The sequence below is a fragment of the Psychrobacter fozii genome, assembly GCF_003217155.1.
In the GTDB taxonomy this organism is placed as follows: Bacteria; Pseudomonadota; Gammaproteobacteria; order Pseudomonadales; family Moraxellaceae; genus Psychrobacter; species Psychrobacter fozii.
On sequence record NZ_QJSU01000008.1, the window covers coordinates 36,685 to 57,384 of the forward strand.

Sequence of the window (20,700 nt, forward strand, 5' to 3'; positions counted from 1 at the left end):
TTATTTCTGAAAACTATTTTTCAACAGACCCTAGTCAAAGAACTCTAACATGGGTACAAGGCAGCCGACTGCAGAGTGTACAAGTAGTACATCTAAGAAGGGTAACGCCGTAGCGGTTTAGTCGTTCACCGACTATAGCTGGCTAAGTACGTTGCTTAACACATAACATTCATATAAAATGAATCTTTAAGGTCGGTTTTATTAATATTCTCTAAGAAGATCACTATGCAATCTATTAACCTACCCAGTCAGCCGCCAAGCTCGCCACACCCAATTCTTAATTTGAGCTTCCGTCTGTTTTTCAGTGCTGCTGCATTATTCGCGGTAGTCACGATGGTGTTATGGGCCTTTGTGTTCACTGGGCATACAGATATAGACGCGCAGGTATTAAATCCCTTGTATTGGCACGGCCATGAGATGATTTATGGTTATGCATTGGCAGTGGTCGCAGGGTTTTTACTGACAGCGGTCAAGACTTGGACAGGGGTGATGATGCCGCACGGCTACAAACTGTTAGGTATCTTTGTCTGTTGGTTGTTAGCACGTCTCAGCTGGATTGCTTTTGGGATGGGCATAGTGGTGGCGGGCAATAGCACATTGTTGTTATACGTCGCCGCAGTGTTTGATTTTTTGTTTATTGCATCGATGGCCTTCGCTATTTTCCGAGCAGTATGGCAAGTAAAGCAATATAAGCAGATGGGCATCTTAGCAAAGTTGGTGTTATTAATGCTAGGTAATGGACTGTGCTATTGGGGCATTATCAATGCAGACATGAGCATCATGAAGATAGGCATGTATCTGGGATTTTATTTAATCATTGGCTTAGTATTGACCATTGGTCGCCGCGTGGTACCATTCTTTATTGAGCGAGGTCTTAGTACGACTAACGCTAAAGGCGTTGCGGAAACCATTACCTTGTATAATAGTAAAGTACAAGATATCGCAAGCTTATTATTATTTTTAGCCTTTTTTATCGTTGATCTGCTTTATCCTCATCCATATTTACTGACTATAACGGCGCTCGGTGTGGCAATCGTTAACATCATTCGTCTAGTCGGTTGGTATCATCGTGGCATTTGGCAAAAGCCGTTGCTTTGGTCATTGTATATTGCGTTTTTAGGCATGTGTTTGAGTTTTATGCTGTACGCATTGCAACCGTGGTTGGGTTATTCTCATAGTTTGGCGGTACATGGGCTCGCGATTTCGGGTATTGGCATGATGACGGTAGCGATGATGACACGGGTATCGCTTGGGCATACTGGCCGCAGTATTCATAGTCCGCCTAAAACGACAACTTTGATGTATGGTTTGATGGTGCTAGTGTTTGCCAGTCGCGTGCTATTGCCTTTGGTAGATATGAGCCATTACTTATTATGGATTATGATTGCTCAAGGTGCATGGATTGCCTGCTTTATGTTATTTTGCATCAGCTACGTACCGATGCTGGCACGCCCTAGACCGGATGGCCTGTTTGGTTAAGTAGATAGTGGTTAAGCAGCTAGTGGTTAAATGATTAATAATGAGAATTAGAATGGGAGTGTTCGTAAATGCGATTGACCAATTATAGTGATTATGCACTGCGCTCATTGATTTATCTGGCGGTCAAACCGGAGCCGCACACGCTCGCTAATATCAGTGACATTGCCAATAGCTATGACATTTCCAAAAGCCATTTGACCAAAGTTATTCATCAGCTGGGTCAGTTAGGATATATAGAAAGTGTGCGTGGCAAAAATGGAGGCATACGACTGGCACGTGCACCTAAAGAGATTAATTTGGGTGTATTGATTAAACAAATAGAGCCTGATTTTGATTTGGTAGAGTGCTTTGCCGTACCAGTGAGTAAGGATAAAGGCTCTCAATCAAAAGATTTGCCAGTTACCTTTATCGAAGAAAAGACAGATAAACCGATAGGCTGCGTGATTACGCCAGTATGCCAACTAAAAAGTGTATTCTCTGAAGCATTAAGGGCTTTTATTACCGTCCTTGAGCGCTATACATTGGCAGATATCATTAATAATGAAGACGAGCTGAAAGATTTGTTGTTTAGATAATCGTTTCGATAGTGCTGTTAATAACAGTGTCAGGTCAAAATAAAAGAGGGCTACTATTACGGTAGTCCTCTTTTGTGTTTTTACTTTCTTAAAGTATGTGGTCGACTAAGCATTTTCTAACTTAGGACGTGCTTTATTAATCGCTTTTAGTAGTGCTTTTTCAAACTGGCCTTCTTTGAATTGGACCAAATATGAATGCGCCGCGCAAAAGTTCTGAGTGTCACGCCATTCATGGGCGAGATTGGTAGCCCAGTCACAATATTCCTTGCCAGCACTGGGTTCGTTTTTCAATGCTTTTTTGGTCGTAGGATGTAGTATCAGCTCAGGCAATATCGCCTCTAGTAATTTAGTTGGTGGACTCATAAAGGTATCATCGACGTGCAAGCTCTTGCTGGCAGGATGGTAGGCCAATAATGAACCGGCATGAATCATCTCATTAGGCGAGATATAGTAGACGCCTTCTGACATAGAGAACTCAAGCTCAGGATAGCGTTCAGCGACCGCATCACTCTCGACCAAGTCATCTGCCCATTGTACTTCTGATATTTTTTTATGATGTCGGCTACTGCCGTAAAAAGTTGCTTTTGGGAAGTCTTTTGCCATCTGTGCACAATGTACCGTGTGGAATGGGTGTACGTTCAGTACAGCCTCGACATTTTCCCCATTATTGGTCAATGCCATCACTTCGTCTCGAACGTCACCTGTTAAGGCATAACTGTCCAAAAAGATAAAGCGTCCTGATGCTAGCTTTATTAGTGAGCATTGCGTACCGATATTTAGTACACCACCAATGCGAAATGATCCGCGTATGTTCCAAAAACCCGACCCTAAATCATGAATTTTATCGCTCATCGATATACTTCCTTAAATGATTAGTTTTTAAATTTATAAGATTATTGTTATACAGCTACTTTATATAGCGCTTTATGATTATGGCAATTTGCTCACTCAAAGTCTGTTACAAAGGTGAAACTTTGATTAGGGTGTGTCCTGATTTCAAAAATGGAGATAAAAATGAGATAAATTGCCGTCAAACGAGAAAAATAGTGTAGATAATATCGAGATATTGACTAACTATTTGACGATGTTTGGCAAAATTTAGACATTTTTAGCCCAGTTAGATGAATGTCGTTTGAATTGAGGACATGCCCTAACGTTGTTATTAATGGCGTTTTTTGTTTGTATTAGGTTTTGATATCAGCACGCGTGATTGGCTGTGATACCATAACGTGCTTGCCGTTACAAACCTAAAGCAATTATCATTGCTGACGTTTATATGGTTAATTCAATTTAACAGTGGTACAAGGCAACCGAGCGCAGAGGTAGTTTTCATACATCAAGCTAAGTTGACGCTGTAACCTGTTTATAATGAATTGACTCTATTTTAATTCTATCACTCACGTCAGCCATATGACGCCTAATATAGTCAGCATCCTTGTGAACAATACTGTCAGTCAGACTCAAAATAACGCCCCATTGCTATCTCCTCAAACCAATTCGCCATCGTGGGTGCTAAAGCTCACAATTGGCCTAATTGGTATGTTTGCTTTTCTGCAGGTGTACTCTATTCAAGCCGTGCTACCTGTGCTAATGGTGGACTTTTCGGCGACCGAAGTGCAAGCAGGTATGATCGTTGGCGCGACGATAATGGCGATTGCTATTATGTCACCGTTTTTAGGCATGCTCTCTGATGCAGTGGGGCGTAAGCCATTTATCGTTGGGGCGCTGTTGTTTTTGGCGATACCTACGGCGTTAATCGCGCAGAGTCCGAGTATTGGTTGGCTAGGGCTCTGGCGATTCATGCAAGGATTGTCAGTGCCAGGTATTACAGTCGTGACGATTGCTTATATCGGTGAGGAGTTTGAAGGGCGAGCAGTGACGGACCTGATGTCATTCTATGTGTCAGGCTGTGTATTAGGCGGGTTCCTTGGTCGGTTTTTGCTCGGGCATTTACACGAGCTCATTGGCTGGCGTGCTGGGTATTATGTGATGGCAGCGATGACGCTAGTCGGCGCGATGTGGGTTGGAAAAATGCTACCGTCCTCACGGCAATTTGTGGCCAATCCCAATTTTCGAGCAGCGATACAGACGCTTGGAGAGCATTTGACTAACCGCTATGTCGTGACGGCCTGTCTGCTTGGGGCGTGTGTGTTGTTCTCGCTAGTGGGCTGTTTTACCTTTATTAATCTACATCTGGCCAATACACCTTATGAGCTGAGTACGGGGGCACTGGCCAATATTTTTGCAGTCTATCTGATAGGGGTCGTTATTACACCGTTATCGACCAACCTGTTACGCCGATTCGGGTCAGCACGTACCGTTCGAGTCGCTATTTTCATCTCTATGATAGGCGTGTTGTTGACACTCGTGACACCATTATGGGGGGTGGTGGTAGGGCTTGCTATTATGTCCTCCGGTGTATTCGTTACCCAAGCGGCTACTATTAGCTATATTGCGGTCAATGTGAAGAAAGGTCGCTCACTCGCATCGGGTTTGTATTATCTAGGCTATTATACGGGTGGGACTTTAGGGGCATGGCTATGCGGCATCGTCTATGCGCGTGGGCAGTGGTCGCTAACGGTATGGCTGCTAGTGTTTGTACAGATTTTAGCCTTGCTCGTTGCCAGTTTTGGTATGGTAAAGACCAAATCACGTGTCGCTTAATATAAAGGCTGATAATCTAAGGGCTACTAACCTAAAGGCTCGCTAACATAACGTGATAAGGCGTGAAACCAGAATAAACGAACGCTCAATGTCATGGTGTTTATGCGTGTATACTTTACATGGTGTGGGTTTTTTCTTACTATCGATGATGGCATTTTTTAAATACTATTAGTAATAGTAATGGAGCAACAGTAATGGCTGCTCATAAAAATATAATTTGTTAGAAGATTTTAACAACGAGAGTCGTTAACGCTTTATCTCTGATCAACAAGGAAGTCAATTTTATGTCAAATATCTATAATAGTGCACCGTCCGCTTACGATTATCCACTATTGGTAAAGCAACTATTAAACCGTGCGAAGACGGTATCGCTAGATCAAGAAATCGTTTATGCAGATAAAAAACGCTTCACTTATAAAGAGCTGTTTAGCCGTATCAATCGCTTAGCCAACGTTTTAGCTGATTTAAAGCTTGACGCTGGTGATGTGGTGGCAGTGATGGATTGGGACAGTCATCGTTATCTGGAGTCGTACTTTGCGGTACCGATGTCAGAGTATATTTTGCAAACCGTTAATATTCGCCTTTCACCAGATAAAATCCTTTACACCATCAATCATGCCAAGCCTAAAGTACTGATGCTGAACTCTGAGTTTGCGCCGTTGGTTAAAGACTATCAGTTTGAGAACTCTAGCATCGAGCACATCATTTGGCTCGATGATGATGGGGTATCGTATGAAGGTGTTTTTGGTGGTAGTCAAAATCGTGTAAAAGGTGAGTATGAGACATTATTAGAAGCCGCCAATAGTGAGTTTGAGTTTCCTGACTTTGATGAAAATACTATTGCGACGACTTTTTATACGTCAGGGACGACAGGCGATCCAAAGGGCGTGTTCTTTAGCCATCGTCAATTGGTATTGCACAGTTTGGCAGAAGCCGCAACCTTAGGTATGCTTCCTGATAAGCAGGGCGTTAGCTATGGTGATGTCTATATGCCTATGACGCCGATGTTCCATGTCCATGCGTGGGGTTTTCCGTTCACCGCAACGATGGTAGGTCTAAAACAAGTGTATCCAGGACGTTATGCCCCTGATAGTTTGCTCGATTTGATTATTAATGAAAAAGTCAGTATCACCCACTGCGTACCAACAATTTTACAAATGGTGCTTAAAGAAGCACAGGATCGTGGTGCGAGCTTTAACGGTTTAAAGATGATCATTGGTGGTTCACGATTGACAGAAGGTTTGGCAAAAGTAGCCATGGATCAAGGTATCGAAGTTTATACTGGTTATGGCATGTCAGAGACCGCGCCGCTTATTAGCTTGACCGAATTTAGTCTTAATGAGCCTGAAATGTCTGATGATGAAGATATCGCGCGCCGTTGTATGACTGGTAAGCCTGTGCTGATGGTCGATGCCCAAGTTTGGGGCACAGACAATAAATCAGTTGGCACCGGTAAAGAAAATACAGGCGAGTTGGTATTGCGGGCACCTTGGCTGACCCAAAGCTACTTGAAAAATGAGGATGCGGGTAAGGAGCTATGGGAAAATGGCTACATGCATACCCAAGATATCGCTTACATACGCCCTGATGGTTGCATTGGTATTACCGATCGCCTAAAAGATGTGATCAAATCAGGTGGTGAATGGATATCATCATTAGAGATTGAGACCATTTTATCACTGCATCCAGCCGTGGCGGATGTATCAGTCATTGGTGTTCGTGATAAACAGTGGGGCGAGCGCCCATTGGCCTTGATTGTCTTAAAACCTGATGCGCAAGACACGAATGTTGATGATATCAAAGCCATTGCTGAAAAAGCGGTTGAGCGAGGTATGATTCCTAAGTATGGCGTGCCCAGTCAGTTTAAGTTTGTGGATGACCTGCCCAAAACCTCTGTCGGTAAACATGATAAAAAAGTCATGCGTAAGATGTATGCTGATCAGACTGAAGTATAATTTTATGTAGTTGACCTTTATCATTAGCTCTGATACATTTTAAACCGATACGTAATGTATCGGTTTTTTAGTTTTGGCAAGGACAGCCAGTATTGTATTATGAGAATATGCAATATAAGAGCTTATACTAATTCCAAAAACTGCGATTCAAAAAAGCAGAATTAGCGGTGTCAAACTGGTTTAGTCTACGACAGGTAGTACTTGCACTCGTTTTTCTTACTACTCTAATTTTTGTGAATGGTATTATATTATAAAGCAGTATCTTATTACTCATCGTTTACGCTAAGGACAGCCATTATGAGCGAGCAAGCCACCAATAAAAGTACTAATCAAAGCAGCAATCACGTCTCTATTCAAAACTCTCAAGCGCCATCTGATACCACTCAGAATTTTGCTGATATCTATCACGACTCCATTAATAATCGTGAGCAGTTTTGGGCTGAGCAAGCCAAGCGTATCTACTGGCATAAAGAGCCTGAGCAAATCCTCGATGACAGTAATCTGCCATTCGCTAAGTGGTTCGTCGGCGGTGAGACCAATCTTTGTTATAACTGTGTAGATCGCCACCTCGAAGAGCGCGCAGAGCAGGACGCATTCATTTGGTTGTCATCAGAGATTAATCAAGAGTTGATCGAAACCTTTCCCGCCGTCGTTGATTCGTTTAAAGATCTGGGCAACAACGTCGAGTTTTATACAGACTATACCAAGCGCCGTTTGACGTACAATGACTTATATAAAGAAGTCAATTATTTTGCGGATGTATTGCAACGTCATGGTATCGGCAAGGGCGATCGCGTCATTATTTATATGCCGATGATTCTGGAAGCGGCTTACGCCATGTTGGCCTGTGCTCGTATCGGTGCGGTGCATTCGGTCGTGTTTGGTGGGTTTGCTGCACATAACTTGGCGATCCGTATGGATGATGCCGAAGCTAAAATGGTCATCACGGTGGATGCAGGTTTGCGCGGTGGTAAGGTCATTAACTATAAAAGCCTCGTCAATCAAGGGGTTGAGCAAGCAACAACAAAGCCGGAGCATGTGTTGGTCGTCAACCGAGGCGTATTGCCATTTGCACCACAGGATATCGATGTGGACTATGCAACCGAGCGCCGTGTCAGTTGTGAAGCCAATGCGATTGTTGAGCCTGTTTGGCTTGAGTCCAATACGCCATCGTATCTTCTCTATACTTCTGGAACGACGGGTACGCCAAAAGGTGTGCAACGTGATACAGGCGGTCATGCCGTAGCACTGACGACATCGATGGATTATATTTATGACGGTAAGGCAGGTGAAACGTTTTGGGCGATATCTGATATTGGCTGGGCCGTTGGACACTCTTATACGATCTATGCGCCATTGCTAGCTGGCATGACCAGTGTCATGTATGAAGGATTACCACATCGACCAAATCCAGGTATCTGGTGGCGGATTGTCGAAGCCAATAAGGTCAATATTTTGTTCACCGCACCGACGGGTGTGCGCATGCTCAAAAAACAAGATGAAGCTTGGATGACACGCTACGATGTCTCAAGCGTTAAGTCGTTCTTTTTGGCAGGTGAGCCACTCGATGAATCAACAGCCAATTGGCTAACTAAGCATCTGGGTGTCCCTATTTTAGATCACTATTGGCAGACAGAATCTGGCTGGCCTATTCTAAGTAATACGCCAAAGTTCAATCATAAACCGCATAAGCAAGGCTCGCCTGGTTATCCAATGTATGGCTATGATGCGCAAGTTATCAATGAAGAAACGGGTGAGCCCTGTGCTGCTGGCGAAAAAGGCCTGCTTGCAATCAAGGCGCCTCTACCACCGGGTTGTCTCACTACCGTATGGCGCAATGACGAGCGCTTCATCAGTAGTTATTTTGGCTTGTTTGATGGACAACAATACTCAACGTCCGACTATGCGGTGACTGATAAGGATGGGTATTTTTATATCTTAGGGCGCACAGATGATGTGATTAACGTCGCTGGTCATCGCATTGGTACGCAAGAGATTGAAGAGGCGATCAGCATGCATCCAGAGATGGCAGAATGTGCGGTGGTGGGTATTCAGGATGAGTTAAAAGGAGAGTTGCCCATTGCATTCTGTGTGCTGAGAGATCATGAACAGGTGGCAACAACTGAAAATCGGTTCCGTATTGAGCAGCAAATCATCGGTGCCGTGGTCAAATCCCTTGGCGGTATTGCAAGGCCGGCGGCCATTTATTTCCCGCAAGCGTTGCCAAAGACCCGCTCTGGAAAAATATTACGCCGTGCCATTCGTGCATTAGCAGAAGGCAAGGAAACAGGGGATATGTCGACACTCGATAATCCACCCGCGATTGATGCGATCAAGCAGTCTATGAAAGATTATTAATCAATGCGGAATGTGACTTTATTGATTGCTGACCAATAACGACACTCGATTTTGTAAAAAGCTCATGAATCATCATGGGCTTTTTTGTACCATTTACAAAAGTTAGAGTAGCAAGGAAAACGAGTGTAAGTACTACCTATTGTAGACTAAACAAGTTTGACACCGCTAATCGTACTTTTTGGGATTGGTATTGGTATTGGTTTTAAATTTCCATAATATTTACTGGTGGCTATAACCTAACATAAAAGTTTAATAAAGCGCTTGACCCTAAAATTGATTTATTGTTATAGTCAATAACGATACATAATAAATCATTTTAAAATTATCCATGTTTGGTAGTTATTGATGAATATTTCATTTTTTATCAATACAAATATATGGTAGTTTTGCAAAAAAGATAAGGATATCTTATGCACCACGTTCAGCAGCTCATCAATGGTCAATTCGTCGATTCTAATACCAGCGAATGGATTGATATCACTGATCCCGCTACGCAAGAAGTTATCGCAAAAGTCCCGCAAACGACTGACGATGAAATTAATCAAGCAGTTGCCGCTGCCCAGACCGCTTTCCAAACGTGGCGCAAAACACCTATCACCACACGTGCCCGTATCTTTTTAAAGTATCAAGCATTGATACGCGAGCATATGGATGAGCTAGCAGGGATTTTGACCGCTGAACAAGGCAAAACCATTGCAGATGCTCGCGGTGACGTATTCCGTGGTTTAGAAGTGGTCGAGCATGCAGCAGGTATTGCGAATTTGCAGATTGGTGACTTCGTTGAAAACGTTGCGTCAGGGGTCGATACTTATAGCATTTGGCAGCCACTCGGCGTTTGCGCTGGTATCACACCATTTAACTTTCCAGCGATGATTCCGCTATGGATGTTCCCAATGGCAATTGCTACGGGTAACACCTTTATTCTTAAGCCGTCGGAGCAAGACCCGATGGTCACCATGCGTTTGGTTGAACTAGCGATTGAAGCTGGCGTACCTGAAGGCGTGCTAAACGTTGTACATGGCGGAAAAGCTACCGTCGATGCTATTTGTGATCACCCTGATATCAAAGCCGTTTCTTTCGTAGGTTCTACCGCTGTTGGCAAACACGTCTATGAGCGTGCCAGTCAATCTGGTAAGCGTGCCCAGTGCATGATGGGTGCAAAAAATCACGGTGTTATCTTGCCGGATGCTAACAAAGAACAAACGCTTAATCAGCTAGCAGGCGCAGCCTTTGGTGCTGCCGGTCAGCGTTGTATGGCGCTGTCAGTGGTGGTATTGGTCGGTGCTGCAGGTGAGTGGATTGATGACATTAAAGCCAAAGCAGAAAAATTGGTCGTATCAGCAGGTAAGCATGATAAAGACCTAGGCCCACTGATTTCTCCTGCCGCAAAAGCCCGTGTCGAGCACTTGATTGGTACTGGGGTAGAAGAGGGCGCCAGTTTAATTCTAGATGGTCGCGGCATTACTGTTGAAGGGTATGAGAAAGGTAACTTTGTCGGCCCGACTATCTTTGATAATGTCACAAGCGATATGCAGATTTACCAACAAGAAATCTTTGGGCCAGTATTGTGTATCATGCGTGCAGCCGACCTTGATGAAGCGATTGAAATGCTCAATGCCAATCCACATGGTAATGGCACGGCGATATTTACTCAGTCAGGTGCCGCCGCACATAAATTCCAGCAAGACATTCAAGTCGGTCAAATTGGCATTAACTTACCGATTCCTGTGCCACTACCAATGTTCTCATTCTCAGGTTCACGTGCCAGTAAACTCGGCGATCTCGGTCCTTATGGTAAGCAAGCCGTGCAGTTCTATACTCAAACCAAAACCGTCACTGCGCGATGGTTTGACGATGAGGCGAGCCGTGGTGTCAATACCACTATTTCAATTTAATCGTTCGTTCGACATGTTTGCGGTATAGCGACAATCCTGCTTAGGGTATATTTCAGCCAAGCCTGATCTTATGATTGTCGCTATGTCGCTGCTATACTGTATAGCCAATACTATATGAACAATATTAGACTGACGATTTATAAAATTCTCTACACCATATTTGCTATGCACGCACAAGGATGACCTCATGAATTTTTCATTGACCGAAGACCAAATTGCCTTCCGCCAAACCGCTCGGCAGTTTGCCCAAAAAGAGCTAAAACCACACGCAGCAGAATGGGATCGCACATCACATTTTCCAGTCGATGTCATCAAAAAATCAGGCGAGCTTGGGTTTTTAGGGTTGTATACCAATCCAGAATATGATGGCTTGGGATTACCACGCTTAGACTCTGCCATGGTATTTGAAGAGCTTGCATGGGGTGATACTGCCGTTGCTGCTTATATGAGTATTCATAACATGACTGCTTGGATGATAGGTGAATATGGTAGTGATACTTTGTGCAAAAAGTATCTACCCAACATGGTAAGTGGAGAGTGGTTGGGTAGTTATTGCTTAACTGAACCCAATGCTGGCTCTGATGCAGCTTCTCTGCGTACCAAAGCGGATAAGCAAGGCGAGCATTATGTACTAACTGGAGAGAAAACATTCATTTCAGGCGCAGGGTCTACCGATGTCTTAGTCGTCATGGCGCGTACAGGCGGCGCAGGCGCAAAGGGCGTTTCGGCTTTTGTGGTAGATGCGAATAGTGCAGGTATCGAATATGGTAAAAATGAGCATAAAATGGGCTGGAAAGCGCAGCCAACACGCACGATTAGCTTTAAAGATGTCAAAGTTCCAGTAGGGAATTTGATAGGCGATGAGGGTCAAGGCTTTCGTATTGCGATGAAAGGTTTAGATGGCGGTCGTATCAATATTGGTATCTGTGCGGTTGGTACAGCGCAGTCAGCATTAGAGACAGCGACCAATTATGTGCAAGAGCGTAGCCAATTCGGCAGCCAGATTGCTAACTTACAATCTGTACAGTTTAAACTTGCTGATATGCTGACCCAGACTATTAGCGCGCGACAAATGCTTTATCTAGCAGCGAGCAAAGTTGATAACAATGATGTCCAAGCGTCTACCTACTGCGCAATGGCAAAGCGTCTATCCACTGATTTGTGCTTCGATGTCGCCAATGAAGCGCTACAGCTACACGGTGGTTATGGCTACCTAAATGAGTATCCACTTGAGCGTCATGTACGAGATTTGCGTGTGCATCAGATTTTGGAAGGCACCAATGAGATTATGCGAGTGATTGTCTCGCGTCAGCTATTACAGGACGATGCATTGGATCAATTACGTTAATTGTATTAGGGTATTTTCTCAATTTAATTGAAGACACGCCCTAACGGCTAACCATTTAACCATACCCAATTCAGATAAAATAAAGGATTATTTATGACGGATTATACCAATCTTCAGTTATCGATTGACGGTCATACTGCTACCGTGACATTGAATAACCCACCAGCCCATACATGGACGATGGAGAGTCTACCTGCACTCAAACAGCTGGTGACTGACCTCAATGCCAATGATGATATTTATTCTTTGATTATTCGTGGTGATGGTGAGAAGTTCTTTTCAGCGGGTGCAGATTTAAACAATTTTTCAGATGGTGATAAAGGTCGTGCAATCAGCATGGCGATTGCTTTTGGCGAAGCGTTTGAGGCGCTATCAGCGTATCGTGGTGTCAGTATTGCTGTCATAAACGGCTATGCGATGGGTGGCGGACTTGAGTGTGCATTAGCCTGTGATATTCGTATCGCAGAAGCGCACGCACAGATGGCATTGCCGGAGACTGGTGTGGGATTATTGCCATGTGCGGGTGGTACACAAAACCTAACTATGTTAGTAGGCGAAGGTTGGGCAAAGCGTATGATTTTATGCGGTGAGCGCGTTGATGCAGAGACGGCATTACGTATTGGTCTTGTCGAAGAAGTTGCTGTCAAAGGAGAAGGGTTAAAAGTGGCGCAAGCATTAGCGCAAAAAGTTGCTAAACAGTCTCCTGTTGCCGTCAGTTATTCTAAAGCACTTATCCAAGCCGCCAGAAATACCCCACCTGCACAAAACCTCATCCATGAGCGCGAAGCGTTTGTTAAGTTGTTCGATACCAACGATCAGCGCGAAGGCGTGCAAGCGTTTTTAGAGAAGCGCAAACCGAATTGGCAAAATAAATAGGCTGCAGGTAAGATGCGCTAACAGTCACTTTATTCATTTTAATTTTTGTAGGTACTTTTTATGACAGCCGCCATGACATCAGTTACAACAACAGATAATAATCAAAAAGTCACAGAGCAAGAAGCGCCAGTATTGTTCAACACTGAACCGACAAATTGTGGTCATCTGATTGGCGTCATGACGCTCAATACGCCAAAATCCCTCAATGCGCTGAGTGTTGATATGTGCAAACTATTATCACAGCAGCTAGATGCGTGGGCAAGTGATGCACAGATAGTCGCTCTGGTATTAAAAGGCGCAGGCGATAAGGCTTTTTGTGCGGGTGGTGATATTCGTAAGCTGTATGACAGTATGTCGACCAGTGCACCGTTACCGAATCCTTATGCGACAGAGTTTTTCAGTCATGAGTACAGCCTCTATCGGCAGATGCATTTTTACGCTAAGCCGCTAATACTTTGGGGTGACGGTATCATCATGGGCGGAGGTATGGGATTGATGGCAGGTTGTAGCCATCGTTTGGTCACTGAGCGTACCCGCTTTGCGATGCCAGAAGTGACTATCGGACTATTCCCTGATGCCTCTGGCAGTTGGTTTTTGCAGAATATGCCTGCCAAAACAGGTTTGTTCTTAGGGCTAACAGGTGCGATGTGTAATGGTAATGATGCGCTATTGGCCAATTTAGCAGAGTATGCCGTCGTTAGTAGTGATTATGATGCCGTCATACAAAGTTTAAAACAGAGTGACTGGCAATCAGCCGTTAATAGTATGGACAAATGCGATAACAATAGTGCGCATAGTATCGTTAGCCGCGTACTCGCCGCGCAATCAGTTGCTGAGTTGCCTGCCAGCAATTTAGCAAAATATTGGCAACCTATCCAGCAGTTGATGAATAGTGGTGGCTTGGGCGATATCGATGCCATATTGCAAAATGATGAGTCATTAGCAACCTTACATTCAGACTTTGCAGCAGACAGTTGGACGCAGCGAGCAGTCGCCACTTATCGACATGGTTGTCCCGTTACCGTCGCTTTGACCTATGCGCTTTATCACAAAGTTGCTGACCTGTCGCTAGAGCAAGTTTTATATCTAGAAACCAATGTGGCAGTACATTGTGCAGCCAACCCCGACTTTAAAGAAGGCGTACGCGCGCTGTTGATTGATAAAGATAGAAATCCTCAGTGGTCGCGTTCATTAGCCGATTGTCTCAATACAGAGGGGCAGGCATATATCCAACAGCATTTTGTGAACCCTTATGCGACCGGTGAGCACCCATTAGATGATTGGTTGGGTACTGAAGCAGCAGGCAACCAGTTTGTGCGCTAACAATTTAAATTAACCAGTTTATTTATATTAATTAGACATACAACACTGAAAGACATAATGGCATGACGTACACAAAACACAAGCGTGCGTCATGCTGACTATATAACCATCAAGGAATGATGAGATGAATACAAAGGATGTAAATACTGCGGATAATGGCAGTGCGAAGCCAAATATTGCTTTTATCGGGCTAGGTAATATGGGCGCGCCAATGGCGGAGAACTTGTTAAAAGCAGGTTATGGATTGTCTGTCTATGATTTGTCTGAGGATGCGACCCAGCGTCTACAGCAAGCAGGTGCCAGTGTGGCAGACAGTCCTAAAGCTGCTGCAAGCAATGCACAAGTCGTCATCAGCATGCTGCCTGCTGGCAAGCATGTTCACTCTGTCTATTTAGGTGAAGATGGCACCAATGGTCTACTGGCAGAGTTACCACAGGGCACATTGGTGATTGACAGCAGTACCATCGCTGCTGCTGATGCAAGGACCGTGGCAGAGGCAGCAAGCAAGCTGGGTATAGACTTCTTAGATGCGCCAGTCTCTGGTGGTACGGGCGGCGCTATCGCAGGCAGTTTGACTTTCATCGTGGGTGGCAGTACTGATGCGTTTGCAAAAGCGGAGCCAATACTAGCGGTCATGGGAAAAAACATCTTTCATGCTGGCGAGCATGGTGCCGGACAAGTCGCAAAAATCTGCAATAATATGCTGTTAGGTATTCTCATGGCTGGGACAGCAGAGGCGATTAATTTGGGCGTCAAAAATGGTTTAGATCCCAAGGTGCTATCAGATATTATGCTACAAAGCTCAGGTCGTAACTGGACATTAGAAGTGTACAATCCTTACCCGCAAGTCATGGAGAACGTACCATCGAGCAATGGTTATCAAGGTGGCTTTATGAGTAAGCTGATGCAAAAAGACCTCAATCTGGCCTTGCAAACCGCTCAGAATACAAACGTTGATACGCCGATGGGCGCTAAAGCTGCGGAGTTATATGAAGCGCATACAGTTGAAAATGGCGATAGAGATTTTTCTAGTATCATGGCGCGTCATGACAGTTCGGTACTGTCTTAGAACCAATCCCCAAAAGTACGATTAGCGGTATCAAACTTGTTTAGTCTACAATGCGTAGTACTTGCACTCGTTTTCTTTGCTACTCTAATTTTTGTGAATGGTATTAGCTTCAAAATAGTATGTTTAATATAGTTAAAGAACTCTAAAATGGGTACAAGGCAGCCGACTGCAGATTGTACAAGTCGTACATCTAAGGAGGGTAACACCTTAGCGGTTTAGTAGTTCACTGACTATACATTATAAGAGATGTGTTCAACCATATAAAAAGGCCTGCACTAAGATATTAGCGCAGGCCTTTTTATAGTTATTCAATTATAGCCGTTTAATGATAGTCATTTAACGGTCACGGCTTTAGCTTTGTAGCTCATATACTAGCGATTGGATATCTTGTGCCGCTGCTTGTAATCGTGGCACGTGTGTCAGTAGCTCGTCCAAAGATAGGCGTACGGTTGGCGCATGAATATATAGCGAGGCCAGATAGCGCGACTTTTTATCCAGTATAGGGACGGACACAGCTACCATTTCAGAGATAAACTCTTCGTTGTCGATACCCACACCCATTTCAGCAATATGATCCAGTTCTTTGTTTAACGCATCGATATCGGTGATGGTATTTTTTGTGAACTTATCTAGCGGCAGACTTTGCAGTATCTTGTTGCGACTGGTAGCAGATAACTGACTCAAATACAGCTTACCGGTAGCGGTACACCACATTGGTGACTTGGCACCTACGGGCAGATAAATCTGTAGCGGTAGAGCGGTCTGTGCACGGTTGGTATAGAGCATGTCCATATAATAGGGAATAGCAATCCCGCACGTTTCTTTTACTTCCTCTACTAATTTGTGCAAAACCATTTGTCGTTCATTAAAGAACTGGCGCTGCTGCCACAGCTCAACACTTAAGTTGCGTACTCGTTTGCCAGGGATGATGCCACCTCCAATATCGACGGTCACAAAACCCTCATCAACCAAATTCTGGATCAATCTATGCATGGTTGGTTTAGGAATGTCTAATTCCTGTGACAGCTCAAGTGGAGAGAGAGGCTTAGAAGCATAAGACACGGCTTCGATAATCTCTAACACACGGGTAATCGACGATACTTTAGGCATATGGATGGCTCAATAATAAAAATAGTACAGTAGGAAATATCACAAAGTTTTAATCAATCAGACAGGTAGTTGAGAATACGTAGACTTGTCACACATTCTTAACTACTTCTAATTTAGCACAATATCAAGCTTAGACAAGTCTTAGGCACGCTATCTTCTCATACTATATAGAAACATTTGCATGATAAACGCATGTGTCTAAAAACCTATCTAAAGCAACAGTGGCTACAACAACTCACAAAGTACAACAAACCGTAGTAATAAGCTATATAACCGCTACTGAGTTTAATGGAAAGGTCGTTCACTATAATGACATATTTTGTAATACCCTTACATGAACATTAAGCTGTTCGATATCAATGTTTACGCTACTTAGTAGCTATAAGAGTATTGTGTAACAGAAACTCAAAGTTTTACGGATTGGTGTAGTAATTATTACAATACCTATGCAATCTTTACATAATGGCAAATAAAAAGCGCATCTATAGGGATGACTTTTAAGGCCAAAATTGTTTTAATCTCCTCAACAAAAATGATTGATATCAAAATCTGAATTATCATTTTTTTACGGGCGAGTTATCCCATTCTTTAGGAGAATATTGATGAAATTTATTAAATTAACGGCTATCTCTGCTGCTGTCATGGCATCAACTGCTGCTTTCGCTGCTGAACCAGTTATCGTTGTTGATGAAGCTGATGCAATGGTATATGAAGCAGAGCCAGCTGCTGTTGCTTATGAAGCTGAGCCAGTTGCTGTCGCCTATGAAGCAGAACCTACTAACACTGGTGTTATCGGTAAAACTGCTGGTGCTGTCCGTAATACTACTGGCGCTGTCGTTGGTGGCACTAAAACGCTATTCAACACCGCTATTAACCCAGCATCTGTAAGTGCTGAAGCTGGTACTTTAGGTTATGGTGCTAACATCGGTTGGTCACTAAATGAGAACACTGAATTGCAAGCTGGTTGGGCAGGTGGCGATGTCGCTGACCTATTCGGCGGTGATTTCGATGCTGGCGATGTTAACTATGATGTTGACGCAGACTTCAGCAACCCTTACCTAGGCGTACAATTACGTCCTACTGGTAACTGGTTCACAGTTGGTGCTGGTATCATCGTACCTGATAACGATATTGATGTAACTGCTAATGCAGATGGTGGTTTCTTTAAAGTTGACGGCCAGCAATACAATGCTGCTCAAACTGGTACTCTTGAAGGTACTATCGAGCACCGTAACAAGCTAGCGCCTTATGGTACTATCGGTTTCCGTCCTAACATCACAAATAACTTCGGTCTATTTGGTGAAATCGGCGCAGCTTACATGGGTAAAACTGACGCAACTGTTCGAGCTGTGAATGCAGACAGTGTAGTTAGCTATACAGATTCAAATGGTGATACTCAAACAACTACTGCAGGCGATGTTGCTAAAAAAGCTGAGCAAGAGCTTGAAGATAAAGATTGGTTAGAGTGGTTACCAATTGTTAAAGTTGGTGCAACTTACCGTTTCTAATCTAATCACAGTTTAAATACTGTCATTAGAAGAAAAGTAAGCACAAAAAAACGACCCTTTTTAGGGTCGTTTTTTTGTCTAAAATAAAGTAGCAGTCGTTGTTTAAAACAGTAATCGCCATCTAAATTAATATAATTATCACTTATCTAAAAAATAACGACCGTCTGTTGTATAGATAAAATGGCAATTTGATAAGGTGACTTATGGTCAGTTATGACGGTTAAAGCTGACGGCTCTCTACTGGCATCTATTAAGTCATCAATAAGATAGGAATAATCTATTCCTAGACCTTGAGCCAGTTTGTATTGATGGATTTTAATAAAACTTTCTTTTATCTGCCATAGCAACTTGGCGATCGTGTCACGTTGAATCACGGGTAATGATTGCAAGATCATAATCTCATTGTCTGAGTAAAATCGCTTTGCCACATGCCATGCAACATTATTGACCTCTACGTCCACACCTATAGGGCGATGAGGACTAATCACCACGGTGACGATACTGCTTAACAGTTTATTGACTGCCTTGCTTTTGCCACCTGTATGACTGAAGCATACGTAATGTCCACTTTTGACAAGGCGATACGGGAATGCGGATTCATCTAACGTATCGCTGAGCGCTAGCTTATCCAGAAACTGCTGTAACAACAGACGCACGCCTTGACGCTGTCGCTGACGTTGGGCACGAGCGATATCACGCACTGATAAATCATCTGGTGGTATGCGGTATTGCCAACTACGTTTGTACCATTCATCAGTACCTATACATGTAGCGTGATCAATGGGTCTCCCCAACGACTTGCCCCATAAATCTTGATGTTTGAGGCGTGGATACTCACTCACCTGTGCGGTGGCACACCACGTCATAGGCTGTAGCTGAGTAAATTGAATATGCGTCAGGCGTAAGGTTGGCATCATGAGTTATATCGATTGATGTGAGTTTTTTGGTTTAGTAATACGTAAAAAGCCCAGCAATATCAATATTACTGGGCTTTTATGAATCAAGTTAAGCTTGTCTGATTCTGATTGGTTGTACGACTTTTAGTAAGACAGCTCAGCACGACGGTTTTGTGCATAATCAGCTTCAGTGTTACCAGCAGCAGCAGCGCGTTCTTCGCCATAGCTGATGACACGGATGTTATTTGTAGACACACCTTGGGCCGCAAGATAGTTACGCGCTGCTTGAGCACGGCGCTCACCCAATGCGATGTTGTATTCACGGCTACCGCGCTCATCAGTGTGACCAGCGATAACGACACCCGCTGATGGGTTTGAGCTAAGTAGGCTTGCATGTTGATTCAAAACACTGGCTGATTGTGCGGTGATTTCGCTGCTATCATAGCCGAAATATACAACGGCTTGTAGGTTTTCAGCACCAGCAATAACTGCGCTAGAGTTATTCATAGAAACAGATCCATTATATCCAGCTTGACCACCTGGGATACCTAGTGGGGCAACCACAACTTCAGAGTTTGTGCGTTTGGTAGCACAACCTGTAGTAATGGCGATTGCGCTTGCTAATACAGTTAGAACGGCGATCTTAGAAAAGTTAGTTGACATGCTGAGCTCCTAAAATTTTAATTAAATTGTTTTTTTAAACTGCTTAGGATAAAACTTGGGCAATTGCTATCTATAATATACTAAATGTTACTTTATGTAATTAGTTTTACTGTAAATAATTCTAGAATTTACATATAGATATGAGGCTTACTACCACCGATGCTTACCCCAGTTTTCAGGGTTAGCCCAGTAATCAGCATTGAGCCAATTTGGTAGCTGTTTATAGTCATATAAATTAAACTGCCAGAGAGTGGCTGTTGTTGCTACGGGCGAATTTTTTTGGTCCATTAAGCTAATATCTGAAGGTTGCTCATTCAAAATATCAAATGGTGTAAAGCCATAAGCTTGTAGGTTTATGCTGCTCTCAAGTGCGATGAGCAGATGCGCAGCATACAGATCACGATAGCGCATCAGTAGTGGAATATATTGCTGTAGTAGCTCGGATGACAATGCAGGTAACCAAAAACAGGCGAGCTCATACCGTTCAGGCAGTTGCTGCTGTGTAAGCTCTGATAACGTTACTATCTGTAGCGCTTCAACCTGTTCCATTTCATTATTGCTGTCTTTATTACTGAGATATTCTTTTAGTTCTGTCTTTAATGCCATGCGTGCATTTTTGTCTTGTACCACCCATAATAACTCAGTGATATCGTTGAGCTGTTCAATCATTTCCGGTGTGTCTTCTTGCGTTACTAACGATGGTAGTAGGGCATCAACGTAATCTATAAGTAATGGTAAAGTAATGTCTGAACGACGGGCAGTATGCTTTGTCATATAATAGGCCGTTAATTAAATAGTGATCAGTAGTGAATCTATTAAATCATTTTAAGCATCATTATCCAATGGTTGATTAACACAAGTTGTCTTAACCTAGCTTGAAGTACCACATATACATCTGCATTTCTTCTGAATGCTATAATCTTTAGACCTGCACTTGAAATTTGGCCGTTCAGGTCAATTTAGTTATAAGTCTAACAAGCT

General features: G+C 43.5%; 16 protein-coding genes. 11 read left to right on the forward strand and 5 right to left on the reverse strand.

What is annotated here, in order from left to right; genetic code table 11:
- Nucleotides 1-225: 225 nt before the first annotated feature.
- A complete protein-coding gene (locus tag DFP82_RS10790) occupies nt 226-1,479 on the forward strand; it encodes an NnrS family protein (RefSeq protein ID WP_110923742.1) in 1,254 nt (417 codons plus the stop codon).
- Between the two features lie 68 nt (nt 1,480-1,547).
- Nucleotides 1,548-2,054, forward strand: a complete 507-nt coding sequence (locus DFP82_RS10795) for an Rrf2 family transcriptional regulator (protein WP_110923743.1) — start codon at nt 1,548-1,550, stop codon at nt 2,052-2,054.
- Nucleotides 2,055-2,159: 105 nt separating this feature from the next.
- Here DFP82_RS10795 and DFP82_RS10800 read toward each other — a convergent pair whose 3' ends face one another.
- Nucleotides 2,160-2,906, reverse strand: coding sequence for a hypothetical protein (locus tag DFP82_RS10800; protein ID WP_110923744.1), 747 nt, complete (start codon nt 2,904-2,906; stop codon nt 2,160-2,162).
- Between the two features lie 558 nt (nt 2,907-3,464).
- Between DFP82_RS10800 and DFP82_RS10805 the strand changes: the two genes are divergently transcribed.
- From DFP82_RS10805 to mmsB, 8 genes are all read left to right on the forward strand, one after another.
- The gene (locus DFP82_RS10805; RefSeq protein WP_181416302.1) at nt 3,465-4,718 is read left to right on the forward strand and encodes an MFS transporter; all 1,254 of its coding nucleotides are present in this window, start codon (nt 3,465-3,467) and stop codon (nt 4,716-4,718) included.
- 284 nt (nt 4,719-5,002) lie between these two features.
- Entirely contained in the window at nt 5,003-6,673 is a 1,671-nt protein-coding gene (locus tag DFP82_RS10810) for a fatty acid--CoA ligase (protein ID WP_110923745.1), read from the forward strand.
- A gap of 297 nt (nt 6,674-6,970) precedes the next feature.
- Complete coding sequence (locus DFP82_RS10815; RefSeq protein WP_245905707.1) at nt 6,971-9,031, forward strand: propionate--CoA ligase; 2,061 nt, start codon at nt 6,971-6,973, stop codon at nt 9,029-9,031.
- 410 nt (nt 9,032-9,441) lie between these two features.
- The gene (locus DFP82_RS10820) at nt 9,442-10,926 is read left to right on the forward strand and encodes a CoA-acylating methylmalonate-semialdehyde dehydrogenase (protein WP_110923746.1); all 1,485 of its coding nucleotides are present in this window, start codon (nt 9,442-9,444) and stop codon (nt 10,924-10,926) included.
- A 187-nt stretch (nt 10,927-11,113) separates the two neighbouring features.
- A complete protein-coding gene (locus DFP82_RS10830; RefSeq protein WP_110923748.1) occupies nt 11,114-12,274 on the forward strand; it encodes an acyl-CoA dehydrogenase family protein in 1,161 nt (386 codons plus the stop codon).
- Between the two features lie 93 nt (nt 12,275-12,367).
- Nucleotides 12,368-13,150 carry an enoyl-CoA hydratase gene (locus DFP82_RS10835; RefSeq protein WP_110923749.1) on the forward strand — a complete coding sequence of 261 codons (783 nt, stop codon included), beginning with the start codon at nt 12,368-12,370 and terminating at the stop codon, nt 13,148-13,150.
- Between the two features lie 72 nt (nt 13,151-13,222).
- A complete protein-coding gene (locus tag DFP82_RS10840) occupies nt 13,223-14,473 on the forward strand; it encodes an enoyl-CoA hydratase/isomerase family protein (RefSeq protein WP_245905708.1) in 1,251 nt (416 codons plus the stop codon).
- Between the two features lie 124 nt (nt 14,474-14,597).
- On the forward strand, nt 14,598-15,542 hold the full coding sequence (gene mmsB / locus DFP82_RS10845; RefSeq protein WP_110923751.1) for a 3-hydroxyisobutyrate dehydrogenase: 945 nt from the start codon (nt 14,598-14,600) through the stop codon (nt 15,540-15,542).
- Nucleotides 15,543-15,893: 351 nt separating this feature from the next.
- Here mmsB and DFP82_RS10850 read toward each other — a convergent pair whose 3' ends face one another.
- Nucleotides 15,894-16,652: an IclR family transcriptional regulator gene (locus DFP82_RS10850; RefSeq protein ID WP_110923752.1), complete on the reverse strand. Its 759-nt coding sequence runs from the start codon at nt 16,650-16,652 to the stop codon at nt 15,894-15,896.
- 602 nt (nt 16,653-17,254) lie between these two features.
- Here DFP82_RS10850 and DFP82_RS10855 point away from each other — a divergent pair.
- Nucleotides 17,255-18,160, forward strand: coding sequence for a hypothetical protein (locus tag DFP82_RS10855; protein ID WP_110923753.1), 906 nt, complete (start codon nt 17,255-17,257; stop codon nt 18,158-18,160).
- 146 nt (nt 18,161-18,306) lie between these two features.
- On the opposite strand, the gene DFP82_RS10860 is transcribed toward DFP82_RS10855, so the two are convergent.
- The 3 genes from DFP82_RS10860 to DFP82_RS10870 form a co-directional block, all read right to left on the reverse strand.
- Complete coding sequence (locus tag DFP82_RS10860; RefSeq protein WP_110923754.1) at nt 18,307-19,077, reverse strand: 4'-phosphopantetheinyl transferase family protein; 771 nt, start codon at nt 19,075-19,077, stop codon at nt 18,307-18,309.
- Nucleotides 19,078-19,200: 123 nt separating this feature from the next.
- The gene (pal, locus tag DFP82_RS10865; protein WP_110923755.1) at nt 19,201-19,719 is read right to left on the reverse strand and encodes a peptidoglycan-associated lipoprotein Pal; all 519 of its coding nucleotides are present in this window, start codon (nt 19,717-19,719) and stop codon (nt 19,201-19,203) included.
- A 150-nt stretch (nt 19,720-19,869) separates the two neighbouring features.
- Nucleotides 19,870-20,493 (reverse strand): DUF6231 family protein, encoded by a 624-nt coding sequence (locus DFP82_RS10870; protein WP_110923756.1) that lies wholly within the window; start codon nt 20,491-20,493, stop codon nt 19,870-19,872.
- Between the last annotated feature and the right edge of the window lie 207 nt (nt 20,494-20,700).